The following is a 15,092-nucleotide window of genomic DNA, read 5'->3' as shown; positions in this document are numbered from 1 at the left end:
GCCGCTTCAGCGAATGCGAGCGGCGGCGGCCGTCACGATTGGACGTCGGCCAGTTTCTGTTCGAGCTCGGCGACGCGCTTCTCGAGTTCCTCGAGCCGCGCGCGAGTGCGCGCGAGCACTTGCGCCTGCGTGTCGAATTCCTCGCGGGTGACGAGATCGAGCTTCGAGAAGCCCTGCGTGAGCATCGCCTTCACGTTGCGCTCGACATCCTTGGCCGGCGAGTTTTTCAGCAGATCGCCGATACGCGCCTGCAGGTCGTTGAAAACGTCGCTGGGTTGCTTCATGGTGTTCCCCTTCCAGGTGCACAAAATCTGTGCAATAGCCGTTGCCGTCGTGCCCACGAATCGCGCATGACCGAAATTGGTGCGCTCGCAGGCCCGTTTTCCGGGCATTCGATCGCGTGAAGCCGCGTTCGCCGTGCGCCGGACGTGCGTGCACTCTAACAACCTTCCTTTCAGTGCGCCAGCAAACCGGGCCCGCGTTGGCCGTTCGGCCAAGGCGCGCTTGCGTTCGCGCAAGCGCGCATCCGTGGCGGAAATCTGCCTGAAAGCCTTTCAAGACCTGCATGAGCCGACATGGCATGCGAGTTGCTGTAGATGTTCCGCTACACATTGCTGCACTGATGGGACAACCATAGCGAGAGGACTTCATGAAACTGATTACCGCAATCATCAAGCCGTTCAAGCTCGATGAGACGCGCGAGGCGCTCTCGGCCCTCGGCGTCTCGGGCATCACGGTGACGGAGGTCAAGGGGTTCGGCCGCCAGAAAGGGCACACCGAGCTGTACCGCGGCGCCGAGTACGTCGTCGATTTCCTTCCTAAGATGAAAATCGAAGCCGCGGTGTCGGACGATCTCGTCGATCAGGCCGTCGAGGCGATCGAGCGTGCGGCACGCACGGGGAAGATCGGCGACGGCAAGATCTTCGTCACGGCGATCGAGCAGGTGATTCGGATCCGTACCGGGGAGACGGGCGCTGACGCCCTGTAACAAGAGACACGAGCGATAAGAGGAAATCCAAGATGCGCAAAATACTGATGTCACTGTTGATGGCCGGCTCGCTGCTTGCGGGCGGCATCGGCGCCGCGATGGCCGACGACGCGTCGTCGGCACCCGCAGCCGCCTCGGCCGCAGCGGCTTCCGGCACGTCGGCGAGCGCCGCCGCCGCGTCCGCGCCTGCCGCCTCGGCGCCGGCCGCATCCGCGCCGGCCGACGCATCCGCGGCCGCTTCGGCCGCCGCGCCGGCATCGGCCGCCGCCGCACCCGCCGCGCCGACCGCGCCGTTCTCGGTCGATTCGTCGAAGATCAATTCGGGCGACACCGCGTGGATGCTGACGTCGACCGCCCTCGTGCTGTTCATGACGATTCCGGGCCTCGCGCTCTTCTACGGCGGCATGGTTCGCAAGAAGAACGTGCTCGCCACCGTGATGCAGAGCTTCGCGATCACCGCGCTGATCACGGTGCTCTGGACGGTCGTCGGCTACAGCCTCGCGTTCACGCCGGGCAACGGCTTCATCGGCGGCTTCTCGCGCGTGTTCCTGTCCGGGATGAACTACATCCACGGCGACAAGGCGACGACGCTCACCGTCAGCCACCTCGCGCCGACGATTCCCGAGACGGTCTACTTCGTCTACCAGATGACGTTCGCGATCATCACGCCCGCCCTCATCTGCGGCGCGTTCGCCGACCGGATGAAGTTCTCGGCGATGCTCGTGTTCATGACGCTCTGGTCGCTGATCGTCTATGTGCCGATCGCGCACATGGTCTGGGAACCGACCGGCTGGCTGTCGGCCGACGGCGTGCTCGACTTCGCGGGCGGCACGGTCGTTCACATCAACGCCGGCATCGCGGGCCTGATGTCGTGCCTCGTGCTCGGCAAGCGCGTCGGCTACGGCCGTGAGGCGATGGCGCCGCACAACCTCGTGCTGACGCTGATCGGCGGCTCGATGCTGTGGGTCGGCTGGTTCGGCTTCAACGCGGGCTCCGCGGTCGCGGCGGACGGCCGTGCCGGCTTCGCGATGCTGACGACGCAAGTGGCGACCGCGTGCGCCGCGCTCGGCTGGATGTTCGCCGAGTGGATCGCGAAGGGTAAGCCCTCGGTGCTCGGCATCGTGTCGGGCGCGGTGGCGGGCCTCGTCGCGATCACGCCGGCGGCCGGCTTCGTCGGCGTCGCGGGCGCGCTCGTGATCGGCATCGCCGCGGGCGTCGTGTGCTTCTGGTCGGCCACGTGGCTCAAGTCGAAGCTCGGCTACGACGATTCGCTCGACGCGTTCGGCGTGCACGGCGTGGGCGGCATTCTCGGCGCGCTGCTGACGGGCGTGTTCGCGGTCAAGGACATCGGCGGCGCCGACGGCAGCCTGCTGCTGCAGGCGAAGGGCGTGCTGATCACGCTCGTCTACAGCGGCATCGTGAGCTTCGTGCTGCTGAAGGTGATCGATCTCGTGATCGGCCTGCGCGTGACGGAGGAAGAAGAACGCGAGGGCCTCGACGTGATCCTGCACGGCGAGCACGTCGAATAATCGGATTCATCCCCGAACCCGGGACGGCGCGGCGCACGCACGCTTCGCCGCCCGACGGACAGAATGAGCGCAGCGACTTCGACCCGCCTTCCCGGCGGGTTTTTTTTCGTCTATTCGCACGTTGCCGCATGCGGCGCCGACATCGCGCGCTGCGGCAAACACCCGTCTGAAGCCCGTGCGGCAAGGGCGCGCGCGATAACCCTTCGGCCTATCGGGTCAATAGCGACAATCATGCGGTAAATCCTTGCGATCGCGGGAACAATCCCCAAATGCACGGGGCAATTGCTCTACAATCTTTTTTCTCCCGTCCGCGAGTTACACATGGTTCCCCATCTCGTTACGGCGTTAAACGGCCCGCTGCTCGAGCTCGAGCGGAAGATCCTCGACGCCACGCCTGCGATCGAACGCTGGTTCAGGCTCGAATGGCAGGAACACACGCCGCCGTTTTATTGTTCGGTCGATCTGCGCAACGCGGGTTTCAAGCTCGCGCCCGTCGACGCGAACCTGTTTCCGGGCGCGTTCAACAACCTGCCGCCCGAAGTGCTGCCGCTTGCCGTGCAGGCGGCGATGGCCGCGATCGAGAAGATCTGCCCCGACGCGAAGAACCTGCTCGTGATTCCCGAGCTGCCGACGCGCAACGCGTTCTATCTCGAGAACGTCGCGCGCCTCGCGACGATCATGCGCCAGGCGGGGCTGAACGTGCGCTTCGGCTCGCTCGATCCGAGCATCGCCGACATCACGCCGATCACGCTAGCCGACGGCCAGAAGATCGTGCTCGAGCCGCTCGAGCGCACGCCGCGCCGCCTCGGCCTGAAGAATTTCGATCCGTGCTCGATCCTGCTCAACAACGATCTGTCGGCAGGCATTCCGGGCGTGCTGGAAAATCTGCACGAGCAGTATCTGCTGCCGCCGCTGCACGCCGGCTGGGCGGTGCGCCGCAAGTCGACGCACTTCTCCTGCTATGACGACGTCGCGAAGAAGTTCGCGAAGATGGTGGGCGTCGATCCGTGGATGCTGAACCCGTATTTCTCGCACGTCGAAGGCGTCGACTGGCATGAGAGCGACGGCGGCGAGGCGCTTGCCGACGCGATCGACGCGGTGCTCAAGAAAATCGCGCGCAAATATCGCGAATACGGGATCGGCGAGAAGCCGTACGTCGTCGTGAAGGCGGACGCGGGCACGGCGGGGCGCGGCGTGATGACCGTGCACGACGCGTCCGAGATCGGCCGGATGACGAAGCACGAGCGCGCGCAGATGGCCGAATCGAAGGCGGGCGTGCCGGTGCGCGACGTGATCGTGCAGGAAGGCGTCTATACGTTCGAGCGGATCGGCGACGAGGTGGCCGAGCCCGTCGTCTATATGATCGACCGTTACGTGGTGGGCGGGTTCTACCGCACACACGGCGCGCGCGAGCGCGACCAGAATCTGAACGCGCCCGGCATGCACTACGTGCCGCTCGGCTTCGAGCACACGGCGCTGCCGGACACGCACGCGAAGCCCGGCGCCGCGCCGCCGAACCGCTTCTACATGTATGGCGTCGTCGCCCGGCTCGGGCTGCTCGCGTCGTCGGTCGAGCTCGAGAAGACCGACCCGGAAGCGATCCAGGTGTGACGCCTCCCTTCTAGCATCAGGACCCGCATGGACATTCTCTTTATCGCCGACCCGCTCGAGCGCTTCAAGATCTACAAGGACTCGACCTACGCGATGATGGCCGAGGCGGCGCGGCGCGGGCATGCGGTGTACGCGTGCGAGCCGAACCAGCTTGCGTGGACGGGCGCGGGCGTCGAGGCCGACGTGCGCCGCGTGACGATCGCGGGCGACACGGCCGATCTGCATCGCGACCGCTGGTACGAAGCAGGGGCGCACGAATCGCGCGCGCTGCCGTCGTTCGGCGCGATCCTGATGCGCAAAGATCCGCCGTTCGACATGGAGTACGTGACGTCGACGTGGCTGCTCGAGCTTGCCGAGCGCGCGGGCGCACGCGTGTTCAACAAGCCGCAGACGATCCGCGATCATTCCGAGAAGCTCGCGATCGGCGAGTTCGCGCAGTTCGTCGCGCCGTCGCTCGTCACGCGCGACGCGGCGCGGCTGCGCGCGTTCCACGCCGAGCATGGCGACGTGATCCTGAAGCCGCTCGACGGCATGGGCGGGATGGGCGTGTTTCGCGTGAAGCCCGACGGCATGAATCTCGGCTCGATCATCGAGATGCTGAGCCACGACGGCGCGCGATCGGTGATGGTGCAGAAGTTCATCCCGGAGATCAAAGCCGGCGACAAGCGCATTCTGCTGATCGACGGCGAGCCGGTGCCGTATTCGCTCGCGCGGATTCCGCAGGGCAACGAGGTGCGCGGCAATCTCGCGGCGGGCGGCGTCGGTGTCGCGCAGCCGCTCACCGAGCGCGACCGCGAGATCGCGGCGACGCTCGGCCCGGTGCTCGCGGCGCGCGGCTTGCTGCTCGTCGGGCTCGACGTGATCGGCGACTGGCTGACCGAGGTGAACGTCACGAGCCCGACTTGCTTTCGCGAAATCATGGAGCAGACTGGATTCGACGTCGCCGGCATGTTCGTCGACGCATTGGAGCGCGCGGTCGGCTGACGCGCGCACGGTTGGGCGGCGGCTGCGCAGGCCCCCGTCGCCGGACCGGTTCGGCCGGCTAGGCACGCTCGGCCGGACAGGCTCGACTGGCCTGCTACAATGCCCGTTCGCCGGCACGGTTTTTCGTGCGCCAGGCCCGGCGGTCGGGCCGAACACGTTGCAAGGCTGACATGGCAGGCATTCTCATCATCGCGCATGCGCCGCTCGCTACCGCTTTGCGGGACTGCATCGCGCATATCTACGGCGGGCTGCCCGCGCGGATCGGCTGCATCGACGTACAGGCGGAAAACGATCCGGCCCAGGTGATGGCGTTCGCGCACGCGGAACTCGCGCGTCTGAAGGAAGAAAACGGCGCGCTCGTGCTGACCGACATGTACGGCGCGACGCCCGCGAACATCGCGGGGCAGCTCGCGAAGGTCGAGGGCGTGCGGGTGCTCGCGGGCGTCAATCTGCCGATGCTCGTGCGCGCCGTGTGCTACCGGACGACGCCGCTCGACACGCTCGTCGACAAGGCGCTCGCCGGCTCGACGAAGGGCATCCACGAGATCGCGGCCGGCACGCCGCCGCCGCGCGCAAGCGCGCTTGGCTGCGGCGAATGCGCGCCGATTCCGCCGGAGCCGAAGGCGCAGCCGCACTGAGCCTGCGCACCGATTCGCATTACCCCAGTGCGGCCGGCAGGCCGGCCGCAGCCCGTTTTGACCTCATCGGAACACCATGCTTCAACAAGAAACGACCATCGTGAACAAATTGGGGCTCCATGCGCGCGCGTCGGCCAAGCTCACGCAGCTCGCGGGCAATTTCCAGTCGGAAGTCTGGATGACGCGCAACGGCCGCCGGATCAACGCGAAGAGCATCATGGGCGTCATGATGCTGGCGGCGGGCATCGGCAGCACGGTGACGATCGAGACCGAAGGGCCGGACGAGCGCGAGGCGATGGATGCGCTTCTCAAGTTGATCGCCGACAAATTCGGCGAAGGGCAGTGACGCCGCGGCGGCACGCCGCTCAGCTATCCAGCGAGAATGCCGCGCGACGCCGCGGCATTTTTTTCGTCACGTGACGCCGCGCCGCGATGCTGCGCCGCACGCAGTCAGATGGCGGGCGCGGAATTTATAATCGGTGGTCGGGGTCATAAGCGCATCGCAGCGGTGCGCCGCGGCTCACGTGATCAAGGAGGTGCGCGTGTCTTTCACGCTGCATGGCATTCCCGTTTCAAGAGGCATCGCGATCGGAAGAGCGTATCTGATCGCGCCGGCGGCGCTCGACGTCGCGCATTACCTGATCGAGGTCGAGCGGATCGAGGCCGAGATCGAGCGTTTCCGTACGGCGCTCGGCGCGGTGCGCCGCGAACTCGACGAGCTGCGCGCCGATTTGACCGACGAAACGCCGACCGAAGTCGCGGCTTTCATCGACGTGCACGCGATGATTCTCGGCGACGCGATGCTCGTGCAGGAAACCATCGACCTGATCCGCACGCGCCGCTACAACGTCGAATGGGCGCTGACCGAGCAGCTCGACGTGCTCGCCAGCCACTTCGACGACATCGAGGACGAATACCTGCGCGAGCGCCGCGCGGACATCGAGCAGGTCGTCGAGCGGGTGCTGAAGGCGCTCGCGGGCGCGCCGTCCGCCGCGCAGGCGCTCGACTGCGCGGCGGGCAACGGCCACGACGAGATGATCGTGGTGGCGCACGACATCGCGCCCGCCGACATGATGCAGTTCAAGACGCAGGCGTTCCAGGCGTTCGTCACCGACCTGGGCGGGCGCACGTCGCACACGGCGATCGTCGCGCGCAGCCTCGGAATTCCGGCCGCGGTCGGCGTCCAGCATGCGAGCGCGCTGATCCGCCAGGACGATCTCATCATCGTCGACGGCGACCAGGGGATCGTGATCGTCGATCCCGCGCCGATCGTCCTCGAGGAATATTCGTACCGGCAATCGGAGAGGGCGCTCGAACAGCGCAAGCTGCAACGGCTCAAGTTCTCGCCCGCGCTGACGCTCTGCGGCGCGAAGATCGATCTCCTCGCGAACATCGAACTGCCCGACGACGCGAAGGCGGCCGTCGACGCGGGCGCGGTCGGCGTCGGTCTGTTCCGCTCCGAGTTCCTGTTCATGAGCAAGAACCGGATGCCGGAGGAGGAGGAGCAGTTCGCCGAGTACAAGCGCGCGGTCGAGCTGATGCGCGGCATGCCCGTGACGATCCGCACGATCGACGTCGGCGCGGACAAGCCGCTCGACATGCACGACGAAGGCTACGAGACCGCGCCGAACCCGGCGCTCGGCCTGCGCGCGATTCGCTGGAGCCTGTCGGAGCCGCAGATGTTCCTCACGCAGCTGCGCGCGATCCTGCGCGCGTCGGCGTTCGGCCAGGTGAAGATCCTGATCCCGATGCTCGCGCACGCGCAGGAGATCGACCAGACGCTCGACCTCATCAACGAGGCGAAGCGGCAGCTCGACGCGGCGGGGCTCGCGTACGATCCGAACGTGCGTGTCGGCGCGATGATCGAGATTCCGGCCGCGGCGATCGCGCTGCCGCTGTTCCTGAAGCGCGTCGATTTCCTGTCGATCGGCACGAACGACCTGATCCAGTACACGCTCGCGATCGACCGCGCGGACAACGCGGTCGCGCATCTGTACGATCCGCTGCACCCGGCGGTGCTGCACCTGATCGCGTTCACGCTGCGCGAGGCGAAGCGCGCGGGCGTGCCGGTGTCGGTGTGCGGCGAGATGGCGGGCGATCCGGCGTTGACGCGCCTTTTGCTCGGCATGGGGCTCACCGAGTTCTCGATGCATCCGAGCCAGTTGCTCGTCGTCAAGCAGGAGATCTTGCGCGCACATCTGAAGGCGCTCGAGAAGCCGACCGCGGACGTGCTCGCGTCGTTCGAGCCGGAAGAGGTGCAGGCGGCGCTCAATCGCCTCGCGAGCGCCGAGCCTCGGGCAGACGTCGCGGCCTGATTTGGCGGCGCGCGTGGGCGCGCATTCGTCAGCGGAGGCGGAAGGCGGGGCGCGAGCGGCGGGATCGCTTGCTTGTCGCCGTTCGCCCGAAAGCGCGATCGCGCGTCATGTTTCCATGCCGAAGCCGAAGCCGAAGCCGAAGCCAACGCCAACGCCAACGCCAACGCCAACGCCAACGCCAACGCCAACGCCAACGCCAACGGTTGCGGCGACACCCTGCGCCGCCGCCGCCTCGCTCAATGCGCGCCGCCCGCGCCGCACACCGGGCAATCCGGCTGCCGCGCGATCTTCATCGTGTTCCATTCCATCCGCAGCGAGTCGAGCATCATCAGCCGGCCGACGAGCGTCGTGCCGATTCCGCCGATCACGCGCAGCGCCTCGGCCGCCTGCATCGCACCGATGATGCCGACAGTCGGCGCGAACACGCCCATCGTCGAGCACGCGACCTCCTCGAACGGCTGATCTTCCGGAAACACGCACGCGTAGCAGGGCGAGCCCGGATCGCGGAAGTCGAACGTGCTGATCTGCCCGTCGAAGCGCAGCGCCGCGCCCGACACGAGCGGCACCCGGTGCTCGACGCATGCGCGGTTGATCGCGTGGCGCGTCGCGAAATTGTCGGTGCAGTCGAGCACGACGCTCGCTTGCGGCACATGCGCGTTCAGCCACGCATCGTCGACGCGCTCGGCCACAGCGTTCACCTTCACGTCGGGATTGAGCCGCGCGAGCGCGTCGCGCCCCGATTCGACCTTCTTGCGGCCCACCGACGCGCTCACGTGCAGGATCTGCCGCTGCAGGTTCGTGAGGTCGACCGTGTCGGCGTCGACGAGCGTGATCGTGCCGACGCCCGACGCCGCGAGATACATCGCCGCGGGCGATCCGAGCCCGCCCGCGCCGACGACGATCGCATGCGCGTCGAGAAAGCGCTGCTGCGCTTCGATGCCGATTTCGTCGACGAGGATGTGGCGGGAATAGCGGAGGAGTTGATCGTCGTTCATCGTGGGCCGCGGGGCGGAGAAACGGTCTCGAACATTATTCTAGGCGCACAAAGAAAACGGGCCATCGCGGCAAGCCGCCGCGATGGCCCGTGCGTTGCGTCGCGCGCTTACTGCGGCTGCGGTGCCGAAGCGGGCTTCGGCGCCGGCGCCGGCTTCGCGGCCGCTTTCGGCGCCGCCTTCGGCGCGGACGCGGCGGCCGCCTTGTCGGCCGGGCTCTTCGACGCGCTGTCGGCGACGAGCATCTTCGACTGCTCGACCGGCTTGCCTTCGAGCTTGTTGAGTGCCTGCTGCATCATGAAGTCGTCGGCGCTGCCGAATTCGACCGGCTTGCGCTCGCGATCCTTCTGACGCTGCTCGGGCGTCTTCTTGTCGTTCTGCTCCTCGAGAATGCGCAGTTGCTCCATCCGGCGCTGCTCGCGATCCTCGAGCTCCTTCTTCTCGTTCGGGTCCTGCGTGTTCGCGAGGTGGTTCGTGTAGTCGACTTCGCGCGTGACGAGCACGTCGTCCGGATCGCCGTCCGCGAACTGATCGACCGGAACGTCGGGCAGGATGCCCTTGTTCTGGATCGAGCGGCCGCTCGGCGTGTAGTAGTACGCGGTCGTCAGGCGCAGCGCGGAGTCCGCCGTCATCGGCCGGACCGTCTGCACCGAGCCCTTGCCGAACGTCGCCTTGCCCATGATCACCGCGCGGTGCGAATCCTGCAGCGCGCCCGCGACGATTTCCGACGCCGACGCCGAATAGGCGTTCGTCAGCACGACCATCGGCACGGTCTTGAAGACGGCCGGCAGGTTCTTCAGCGGGTCGGAATCGAACGACGGCAGGCGGTAGTTCTCGTAGTTGTCGCGATAGATCTGCTTCGAATCCGGAATCTGGCCGTTCGTCGAGACGACGACGGAATCCGGCGGCAGGAACGCGCCCGCGACGCCGACCGCGCTCTGCAGCAGGCCGCCGCCGTTGTTGCGCAGATCGAGGATCAGGCCCTTCAGGTTCGGCTGCTGGCGCGCGATGTCTTGCAGCTTCGCGGCGAGATCGGGCGTCGTGCGCTCCTGGAAGCTCGTGATGCGGATGTACGCGTAGCCCGGATCGAGCAGCTTCATCTTCACGCTCTGCACGCGGATCACCGCGCGCGTGACCGTGACGGGGAACGTGCGGTCGTCGCTCTTGCGGAAGATCGTCAGCGTGACCTTCGTGCCGGGTTCGCCGCGCATCTGCTTGACCGCCTTGTCGAGCGTCATGCCGCGCACCGGGCGATCGTTGATGCGGGTGATCAGGTCGCCCGGACGGATGCCGGCGCGGAACGCGGGCGTATCTTCGATCGGCGAGATCACCTTGACGAGGCCGTCTTCCTGCGAGATTTCGATGCCGAGTCCGGCGAAGCGGCCCTTCGTCTGCTCCTGCAGCTCCTGGTAGTCGGTCTTGTCGAGATACGACGAATGCGGATCGAGGCTCGACACCATGCCCTTGATTGCCGCGGTCAGCAGCTTCTTGTCGTCGACGGGCTCGACGTATTCGCGCTTGATCTGCCCGAAAACTTCCGCGAAGAGGCGTAACTGGTCGAGCGGCAGCGGCGCGGCGGCCGTCGTGACGGCCTGCTGGGCCGACGCGGAGATTTGCAGCGTCGCGAAGACGCCGGTCGCGAGGCCCGCGGCAATCAGGCCGATGTTCTTCAATTTCATACGCATAGAGTCTGGTGCGGTCGGAAAGCGCGTGGCTGTCGCGGGAGCAAACGGGACGGTCATAGGACGGTCAAGTATAACTGTTCGTCCGGATGCCTAGTGGATTGGGGCGAAATGGGAAACGCCAGCAAGATTCTGACAACGCCGCGCGAAACAGGTTCGCGCGGCGAGGTGCGCGCACGGGATGCCGCCCGCGCGCCGCGCGCGGCGATTACGCCGCCGACGCCTTGCCCTGCTGCGCGACGGCGGCCTGCGCCTTCGCGATCGCGTCCTGATCGCCGAGGTAGTAGTGCCGGATGGGCGTGAGGTTCTCGTCGAGCTCGTAGACGAGCGGCACGCCGTTCGGGATGTTCAGGCCGACGATGTCCGAATCGGAGATGCCGTCGAGATACTTGATCAGCGCGCGCAGCGAGTTGCCGTGCGCGGCGATCAGCACCTGCTTGCCGGCCTTCACCGCGGGCGCGATCGATTCGTTCCACAGCGGCAGCACGCGCGCGACCGTATCCTTCAGGCACTCGGTGAGCGGCAGCTGCTCGCGCGGCACCTTCGCGTAGCGCGGATCTTCGTACGGCGCGCGCTCGTCGGTCGGCTCGAGCGCGGGGGGCGGCGTGTCGTAGCTGCGGCGCCAGACCAGCACCTGCTCGTCGCCGTACTTCGCCGCGGTTTCCGCCTTGTTCAGGCCCGACAGCGCGCCGTAGTGGCGCTCGTTCAGCCGCCACGAATGGACGACGGGCACGTACATCAGATCCATCTGGTCCTGCACGTGCCAGAGCGTGCGGATCGCGCGCTTCAACACCGAGGTGTACGCGATGTCGAACGTGTAGCCGGCTTCCTTCAGCAGGCGCCCCGCCTGCTGGGCTTCGCTGTTGCCTTGTTCGGTCAGGTCGACGTCGACCCAGCCGGTGAAGCGGTTTTCCTTGTTCCAGGTCGATTCGCCGTGGCGGATGAGAACGAGCTTGTGCATAGATGCTTGCGGTCGGTAGTGAGGAAGCGGTAGGCGCCGATGCGGGCCCGGCTCGGGGGCGACATCGCGTAAAGCGGTTATTTTATAATGGCGGGATTGCCCTTTCCGATTTCTCTTTTTCGGCGGATTCTCCGTGACGTTCTTCACCGATTACACGAACCTCGCGCTCATCGCGATCCTGGTGGTTTCCGGCGGTCTTCTCGCGTGGCCCGCGCTGCGGCGCGGCGGCGGCGGGCTGTCGGCCGCCGAGGCGACCCAACTGATCAACCGCCGCAACGCGATCGTCGTCGATTTGCGCCCGTCGGCCGAGTACGGCGCGGGCCACCTGCCGTCGGCGCGCTCGATCGAATTCGGCGAGCTGCAGGCGAAGGCGGGCCAGCTCGCGAAGAACAAGGGCACGCCCGTGCTGCTCGTGTGCCAGAACGGCCAGCAGTCGCAGAAGGCGCGCAAGATCGTCGAGGAGGCGGGCTACCAGGACGTCCACGTGCTGCAGGGCGGCCTGAGCGCGTGGCAGCAAGCCGGCATGCCGGTCGTCAAATAAGGAGTGGCGAAGTGAACAAAGTGGTCATGTACAGCACGCAGGTGTGCCCGTATTGCATCCAGGCCGAGCGGCTGCTCAAGCTGCGCGGCGTCGAGCACGTCGAGAAGGTGCTGGTCGACAAGGAGCCGGAGCGTCGCGCCGAAATGATGGAGCGCACCGGCCGCCGCACCGTGCCGCAGATCTACATCGGCGACACGCACGTCGGCGGCTACGACGACCTGTCGAAGCTCGACCGCGAAGGCGGCCTGAAGCCGCTCCTCGAAGCCGCCTGACAAGGCGCAAGCCATCGCGCGGCCGCCGTCTTGCGCGCGGCGCGCGATCCACGCACGATCGCACCGGGCGTGCCGGAGGGTTCCGGCCGCCGCGAAAACATTTTTAGGGAGCCACCATGTCCGACGTCGAAAACCAACCGTTCTTCAACATCCAGCGCATCTACCTGAAGGATCTGTCGCTCGAGCAGCCGAATTCGCCCGCGATCTTCCTCGAGCAGGAGATGCCTGCCGTTGAAGTCGAAGTGGACGTGAAGGCCGAGCGCCTCGCCGACAACGTCTACGAAATCGTCGTCGCGGGCACCGTCACCGCGAAGGTGCGCGAGAAGGTCGCGTTCCTCGTCGAAGCGAAGCAGGCAGGCATCTTCGACATCCGCAACATCCCGGCCGAGCAGATCGATCCGCTTTGCGGCATCGCGTGCCCGACGATCCTGTTCCCGTACCTGCGCTCGAACATCGCCGATTCGATCACGCGCGCGGGCTTCCCGCCGATCCACCTCGCCGAGATCAACTTCCAGGCGCTGTACGAGCAGCGTCTCGCCGAAATCGCGCAGCAACAGCAGCAAGGCGGCGCGCCGAACGGCACGACGCTGAACTGAGCGTGAACGACGACCGGTGCTGAGCATGAAAGTCGCTGTCCTCGGCGCCGGCGCGTGGGGCACCGCGCTCGCGGCGCATCTCGCCGCGCGGCACGACACGCTGCTCTGGGCGCGCGACGCCGCGCTCGTCGCCGAGCTCGCCGCGCGGCGCGAGAACGCCCGCTACCTGGACGGCGTCGCGCTGCCGCCGGCATTGCGTTACGAGGCCGATCTCGTCGCGGCGCTGTCGCACGCGCAAGCGGACGACGCGCTGTGCGTGATCGCCGCGCCCGTGGCCGGATTGCGCGCGCTGTGCCGCGCGATGCGCGACACAGGCTGCGTGCCGGCTCACTTCGTCTGGGTCTGCAAGGGCTTCGAGGCCGACACGCGGCTGCTGCCGCACCAGATGGTCGGCGAAGAGCTGCCCGGGCATGCGAGCTACGGCGTGCTGTCCGGGCCGAGCTTCGCGCGCGAGGTCGCGCAGGGGCTGCCCGTCGCGCTGACGGTCGCAAGCGCGTCGGCCGCGTGCCGCGAGCGTACGCTCGCGGCGTTCCATCACGGCGCGATGCGCATCTACACGGGCGACGACGTCGCGGGCGTCGAAGTCGGCGGCGCGGTGAAGAACGTGCTCGCGATCGCAACGGGCATCGCCGACGGCCTGGGCCTGGGCCTGAACGCGCGCGCGGCGCTCATCACGCGCGGGCTCGCGGAGATGTCTCGCCTCGGCGTCGCGCTCGGCGGCCGCGCGGAAACGTTCACGGGCCTCACGGGCCTGGGCGATCTGATCCTCACGGCGACGGGCGATCTGTCGCGCAACCGGACGGTCGGCATGCAGCTCGCGGCCGGCCGCACGCTCGACGATATCCTGGCCGCGCTCGGCCACGTCGCCGAAGGCGTGCGGTGCGCGCGCGCGGTGTTGTCGATCGCGCGCGAGCGCGGGGTCGACATGCCGATCACCGAAGCGGTGTGCGCCGTGCTGTTCGACGGCGTCGCGCCGCGCGACGCGGTGAGCGGCCTGCTGCGGCGGGACGCGAAGGCCGAATAGGGCCCCGCGCGCCGAACCGAAACCAACCGCACCGAGCGAACGAGCGAACGCGGGCGCGCCGCATCGAGCGCCCGCTCTCGCTCGTCTGTGCGCTTGCGCCGCGCGGGCGTACGCTGTGCGTATCGCGATCAACTCGATGGAGGGCATCATGCCGAACATCGGTTCGACGTCGGTCGAAGCGCGCGTCGTCGACATCACGACGCTCGCGCTCGACGCGATCGTCAACGCGGCCAACGAGTCGCTGCTGGGCGGCGGCGGCGTGGACGGCGCGATCCACCGCGCGGCGGGGCCCGAGCTCGTGAACGAATGCGCGATGCTCGGCGGCTGCGCGACGGGCGACGCGAAGCTCACGCGCGGCTATCGTCTGCCCGCGAAGTACGTGATTCACACGGTCGGCCCGGTTTGGCACGGCGGCGGGCGCGGCGAGCCCGCGCTGCTCGCGTCGTGCTACCGGCGCGCGCTCGAAGTGGCGGCCGACGCCGGCTGCGCGTCGATCGCGTTTCCGGCGATCAGCTGCGGCGTGTATCGCTTTCCGCCGGACGACGCAACCGCGATCGCGGTGCGCACGGTCGCCGACGCGCTGGCCGGCGATCTGGCCGAGGCGAAATTCGAGCGCATCGTGTTCGCGTGCTTTTCCGACGCGATGCTCGATCTCTATCGCGCGGCGCTTGCGCGCGTTTGAGCGCGCGTTCGTGCGCCGCTTGCCGCCGCCGGCCGGTTTCGGCGTCGGCTTGCGGCCGACGTCCGGGCGAATCGACTGTCGAGCGGAGGCTGGCGGCGCGGCGCCGCGCAACGCGTGTCGACGACGTTCGCGCTCGGGTCATGTTCCGCGCATGAAGTATGCTCGCGCCGTCACGAAGCGACGGTCGCTGCGGCGTAGCTTCCGCCGGGCGAAAGCCGGCGAAGCGTCGCTGTCCGGCGTTTTATGCCGATCCGATCCCAATCGATCCGATTGCGCT

General features: G+C 67.4%; 16 protein-coding genes. 12 read left to right on the top strand and 4 right to left on the bottom strand.

Annotation, left to right across the window (positions count from 1 at the left end; all coding sequences use genetic code 11):
* Positions 1 to 32: 32 nt before the first annotated feature.
* On the bottom strand, positions 33 to 284 hold the full coding sequence (locus tag WT60_RS18045) for an accessory factor UbiK family protein (protein WP_004198021.1): 252 nt from the start codon (positions 282 to 284) through the stop codon (positions 33 to 35).
* Between the two features lie 365 nt (positions 285 to 649).
* On the opposite strand from WT60_RS18045, the gene WT60_RS18040 reads away from it, so the two are divergent.
* The 7 genes from WT60_RS18040 (at position 650) to ptsP (ending at position 8,065) form a co-directional block, all read left to right on the top strand.
* Entirely contained in the window at positions 650 to 988 is a 339-nt protein-coding gene (locus WT60_RS18040) for a P-II family nitrogen regulator (protein WP_027789049.1), read from the top strand.
* 32 nt (positions 989 to 1,020) lie between these two features.
* Complete coding sequence (locus WT60_RS18035; protein WP_186448547.1) at positions 1,021 to 2,517, top strand: ammonium transporter; 1,497 nt, start codon at positions 1,021 to 1,023, stop codon at positions 2,515 to 2,517.
* Between the two features lie 321 nt (positions 2,518 to 2,838).
* Positions 2,839 to 4,128: a glutamate--cysteine ligase gene (gene gshA / locus WT60_RS18030; protein ID WP_038750578.1), complete on the top strand. Its 1,290-nt coding sequence runs from the start codon at positions 2,839 to 2,841 to the stop codon at positions 4,126 to 4,128.
* A gap of 27 nt (positions 4,129 to 4,155) precedes the next feature.
* Positions 4,156 to 5,112 (top strand): glutathione synthase, encoded by a 957-nt coding sequence (gene gshB / locus WT60_RS18025; protein ID WP_038750575.1) that lies wholly within the window; start codon positions 4,156 to 4,158, stop codon positions 5,110 to 5,112.
* 170 nt (positions 5,113 to 5,282) lie between these two features.
* Positions 5,283 to 5,750, top strand: a complete 468-nt coding sequence (locus tag WT60_RS18020; protein WP_059584358.1) for a PTS fructose transporter subunit IIA — start codon at positions 5,283 to 5,285, stop codon at positions 5,748 to 5,750.
* A 76-nt stretch (positions 5,751 to 5,826) separates the two neighbouring features.
* On the top strand, positions 5,827 to 6,096 hold the full coding sequence (locus tag WT60_RS18015; protein WP_010101417.1) for an HPr family phosphocarrier protein: 270 nt from the start codon (positions 5,827 to 5,829) through the stop codon (positions 6,094 to 6,096).
* A 178-nt stretch (positions 6,097 to 6,274) separates the two neighbouring features.
* Positions 6,275 to 8,065 carry a phosphoenolpyruvate--protein phosphotransferase gene (ptsP, locus tag WT60_RS18010; RefSeq protein WP_186448546.1) on the top strand — a complete coding sequence of 597 codons (1,791 nt, stop codon included), beginning with the start codon at positions 6,275 to 6,277 and terminating at the stop codon, positions 8,063 to 8,065.
* Positions 8,066 to 8,301: 236 nt separating this feature from the next.
* Here the strand turns inward: ptsP and moeB are convergent, their stop codons facing one another.
* The 3 genes from moeB to gpmA form a co-directional block, all read right to left on the bottom strand.
* Positions 8,302 to 9,060, bottom strand: coding sequence for a molybdopterin-synthase adenylyltransferase MoeB (moeB, locus tag WT60_RS18005; RefSeq protein ID WP_038750567.1), 759 nt, complete (start codon positions 9,058 to 9,060; stop codon positions 8,302 to 8,304).
* Positions 9,061 to 9,167: 107 nt separating this feature from the next.
* Complete coding sequence (locus WT60_RS18000; RefSeq protein ID WP_038750564.1) at positions 9,168 to 10,742, bottom strand: S41 family peptidase; 1,575 nt, start codon at positions 10,740 to 10,742, stop codon at positions 9,168 to 9,170.
* 205 nt (positions 10,743 to 10,947) lie between these two features.
* Entirely contained in the window at positions 10,948 to 11,700 is a 753-nt protein-coding gene (gpmA, locus tag WT60_RS17995; RefSeq protein ID WP_038750561.1) for a 2,3-diphosphoglycerate-dependent phosphoglycerate mutase, read from the bottom strand.
* A 133-nt stretch (positions 11,701 to 11,833) separates the two neighbouring features.
* Here gpmA and WT60_RS17990 point away from each other — a divergent pair, with 133 nt between their 5' ends.
* The 5 genes from WT60_RS17990 to WT60_RS17970 all read left to right on the top strand — a co-directional run bounded on the left by WT60_RS17990 (position 11,834) and on the right by WT60_RS17970 (position 14,815).
* On the top strand, positions 11,834 to 12,241 hold the full coding sequence (locus WT60_RS17990; protein ID WP_059584364.1) for a rhodanese-like domain-containing protein: 408 nt from the start codon (positions 11,834 to 11,836) through the stop codon (positions 12,239 to 12,241).
* A gap of 11 nt (positions 12,242 to 12,252) precedes the next feature.
* Positions 12,253 to 12,513: a glutaredoxin 3 gene (gene grxC, locus WT60_RS17985; RefSeq protein WP_038750555.1), complete on the top strand. Its 261-nt coding sequence runs from the start codon at positions 12,253 to 12,255 to the stop codon at positions 12,511 to 12,513.
* Between the two features lie 116 nt (positions 12,514 to 12,629).
* Positions 12,630 to 13,109 carry a protein-export chaperone SecB gene (gene secB, locus WT60_RS17980; RefSeq protein ID WP_038750552.1) on the top strand — a complete coding sequence of 160 codons (480 nt, stop codon included), beginning with the start codon at positions 12,630 to 12,632 and terminating at the stop codon, positions 13,107 to 13,109.
* Between the two features lie 25 nt (positions 13,110 to 13,134).
* Positions 13,135 to 14,133, top strand: coding sequence for an NAD(P)H-dependent glycerol-3-phosphate dehydrogenase (locus WT60_RS17975; RefSeq protein WP_059584366.1), 999 nt, complete (start codon positions 13,135 to 13,137; stop codon positions 14,131 to 14,133).
* Positions 14,134 to 14,281: 148 nt separating this feature from the next.
* A complete protein-coding gene (locus WT60_RS17970) occupies positions 14,282 to 14,815 on the top strand; it encodes an O-acetyl-ADP-ribose deacetylase (RefSeq protein ID WP_038750628.1) in 534 nt (177 codons plus the stop codon).
* Positions 14,816 to 15,092: the final 277 nt, after the last annotated feature.

The organism is Burkholderia sp. MSMB617WGS, assembly GCF_001532025.2.
Taxonomy (GTDB): domain Bacteria; phylum Pseudomonadota; class Gammaproteobacteria; order Burkholderiales; family Burkholderiaceae; genus Burkholderia; species Burkholderia savannae.
This window is presented reverse-complemented; position numbering and strand designations above follow the sequence as displayed.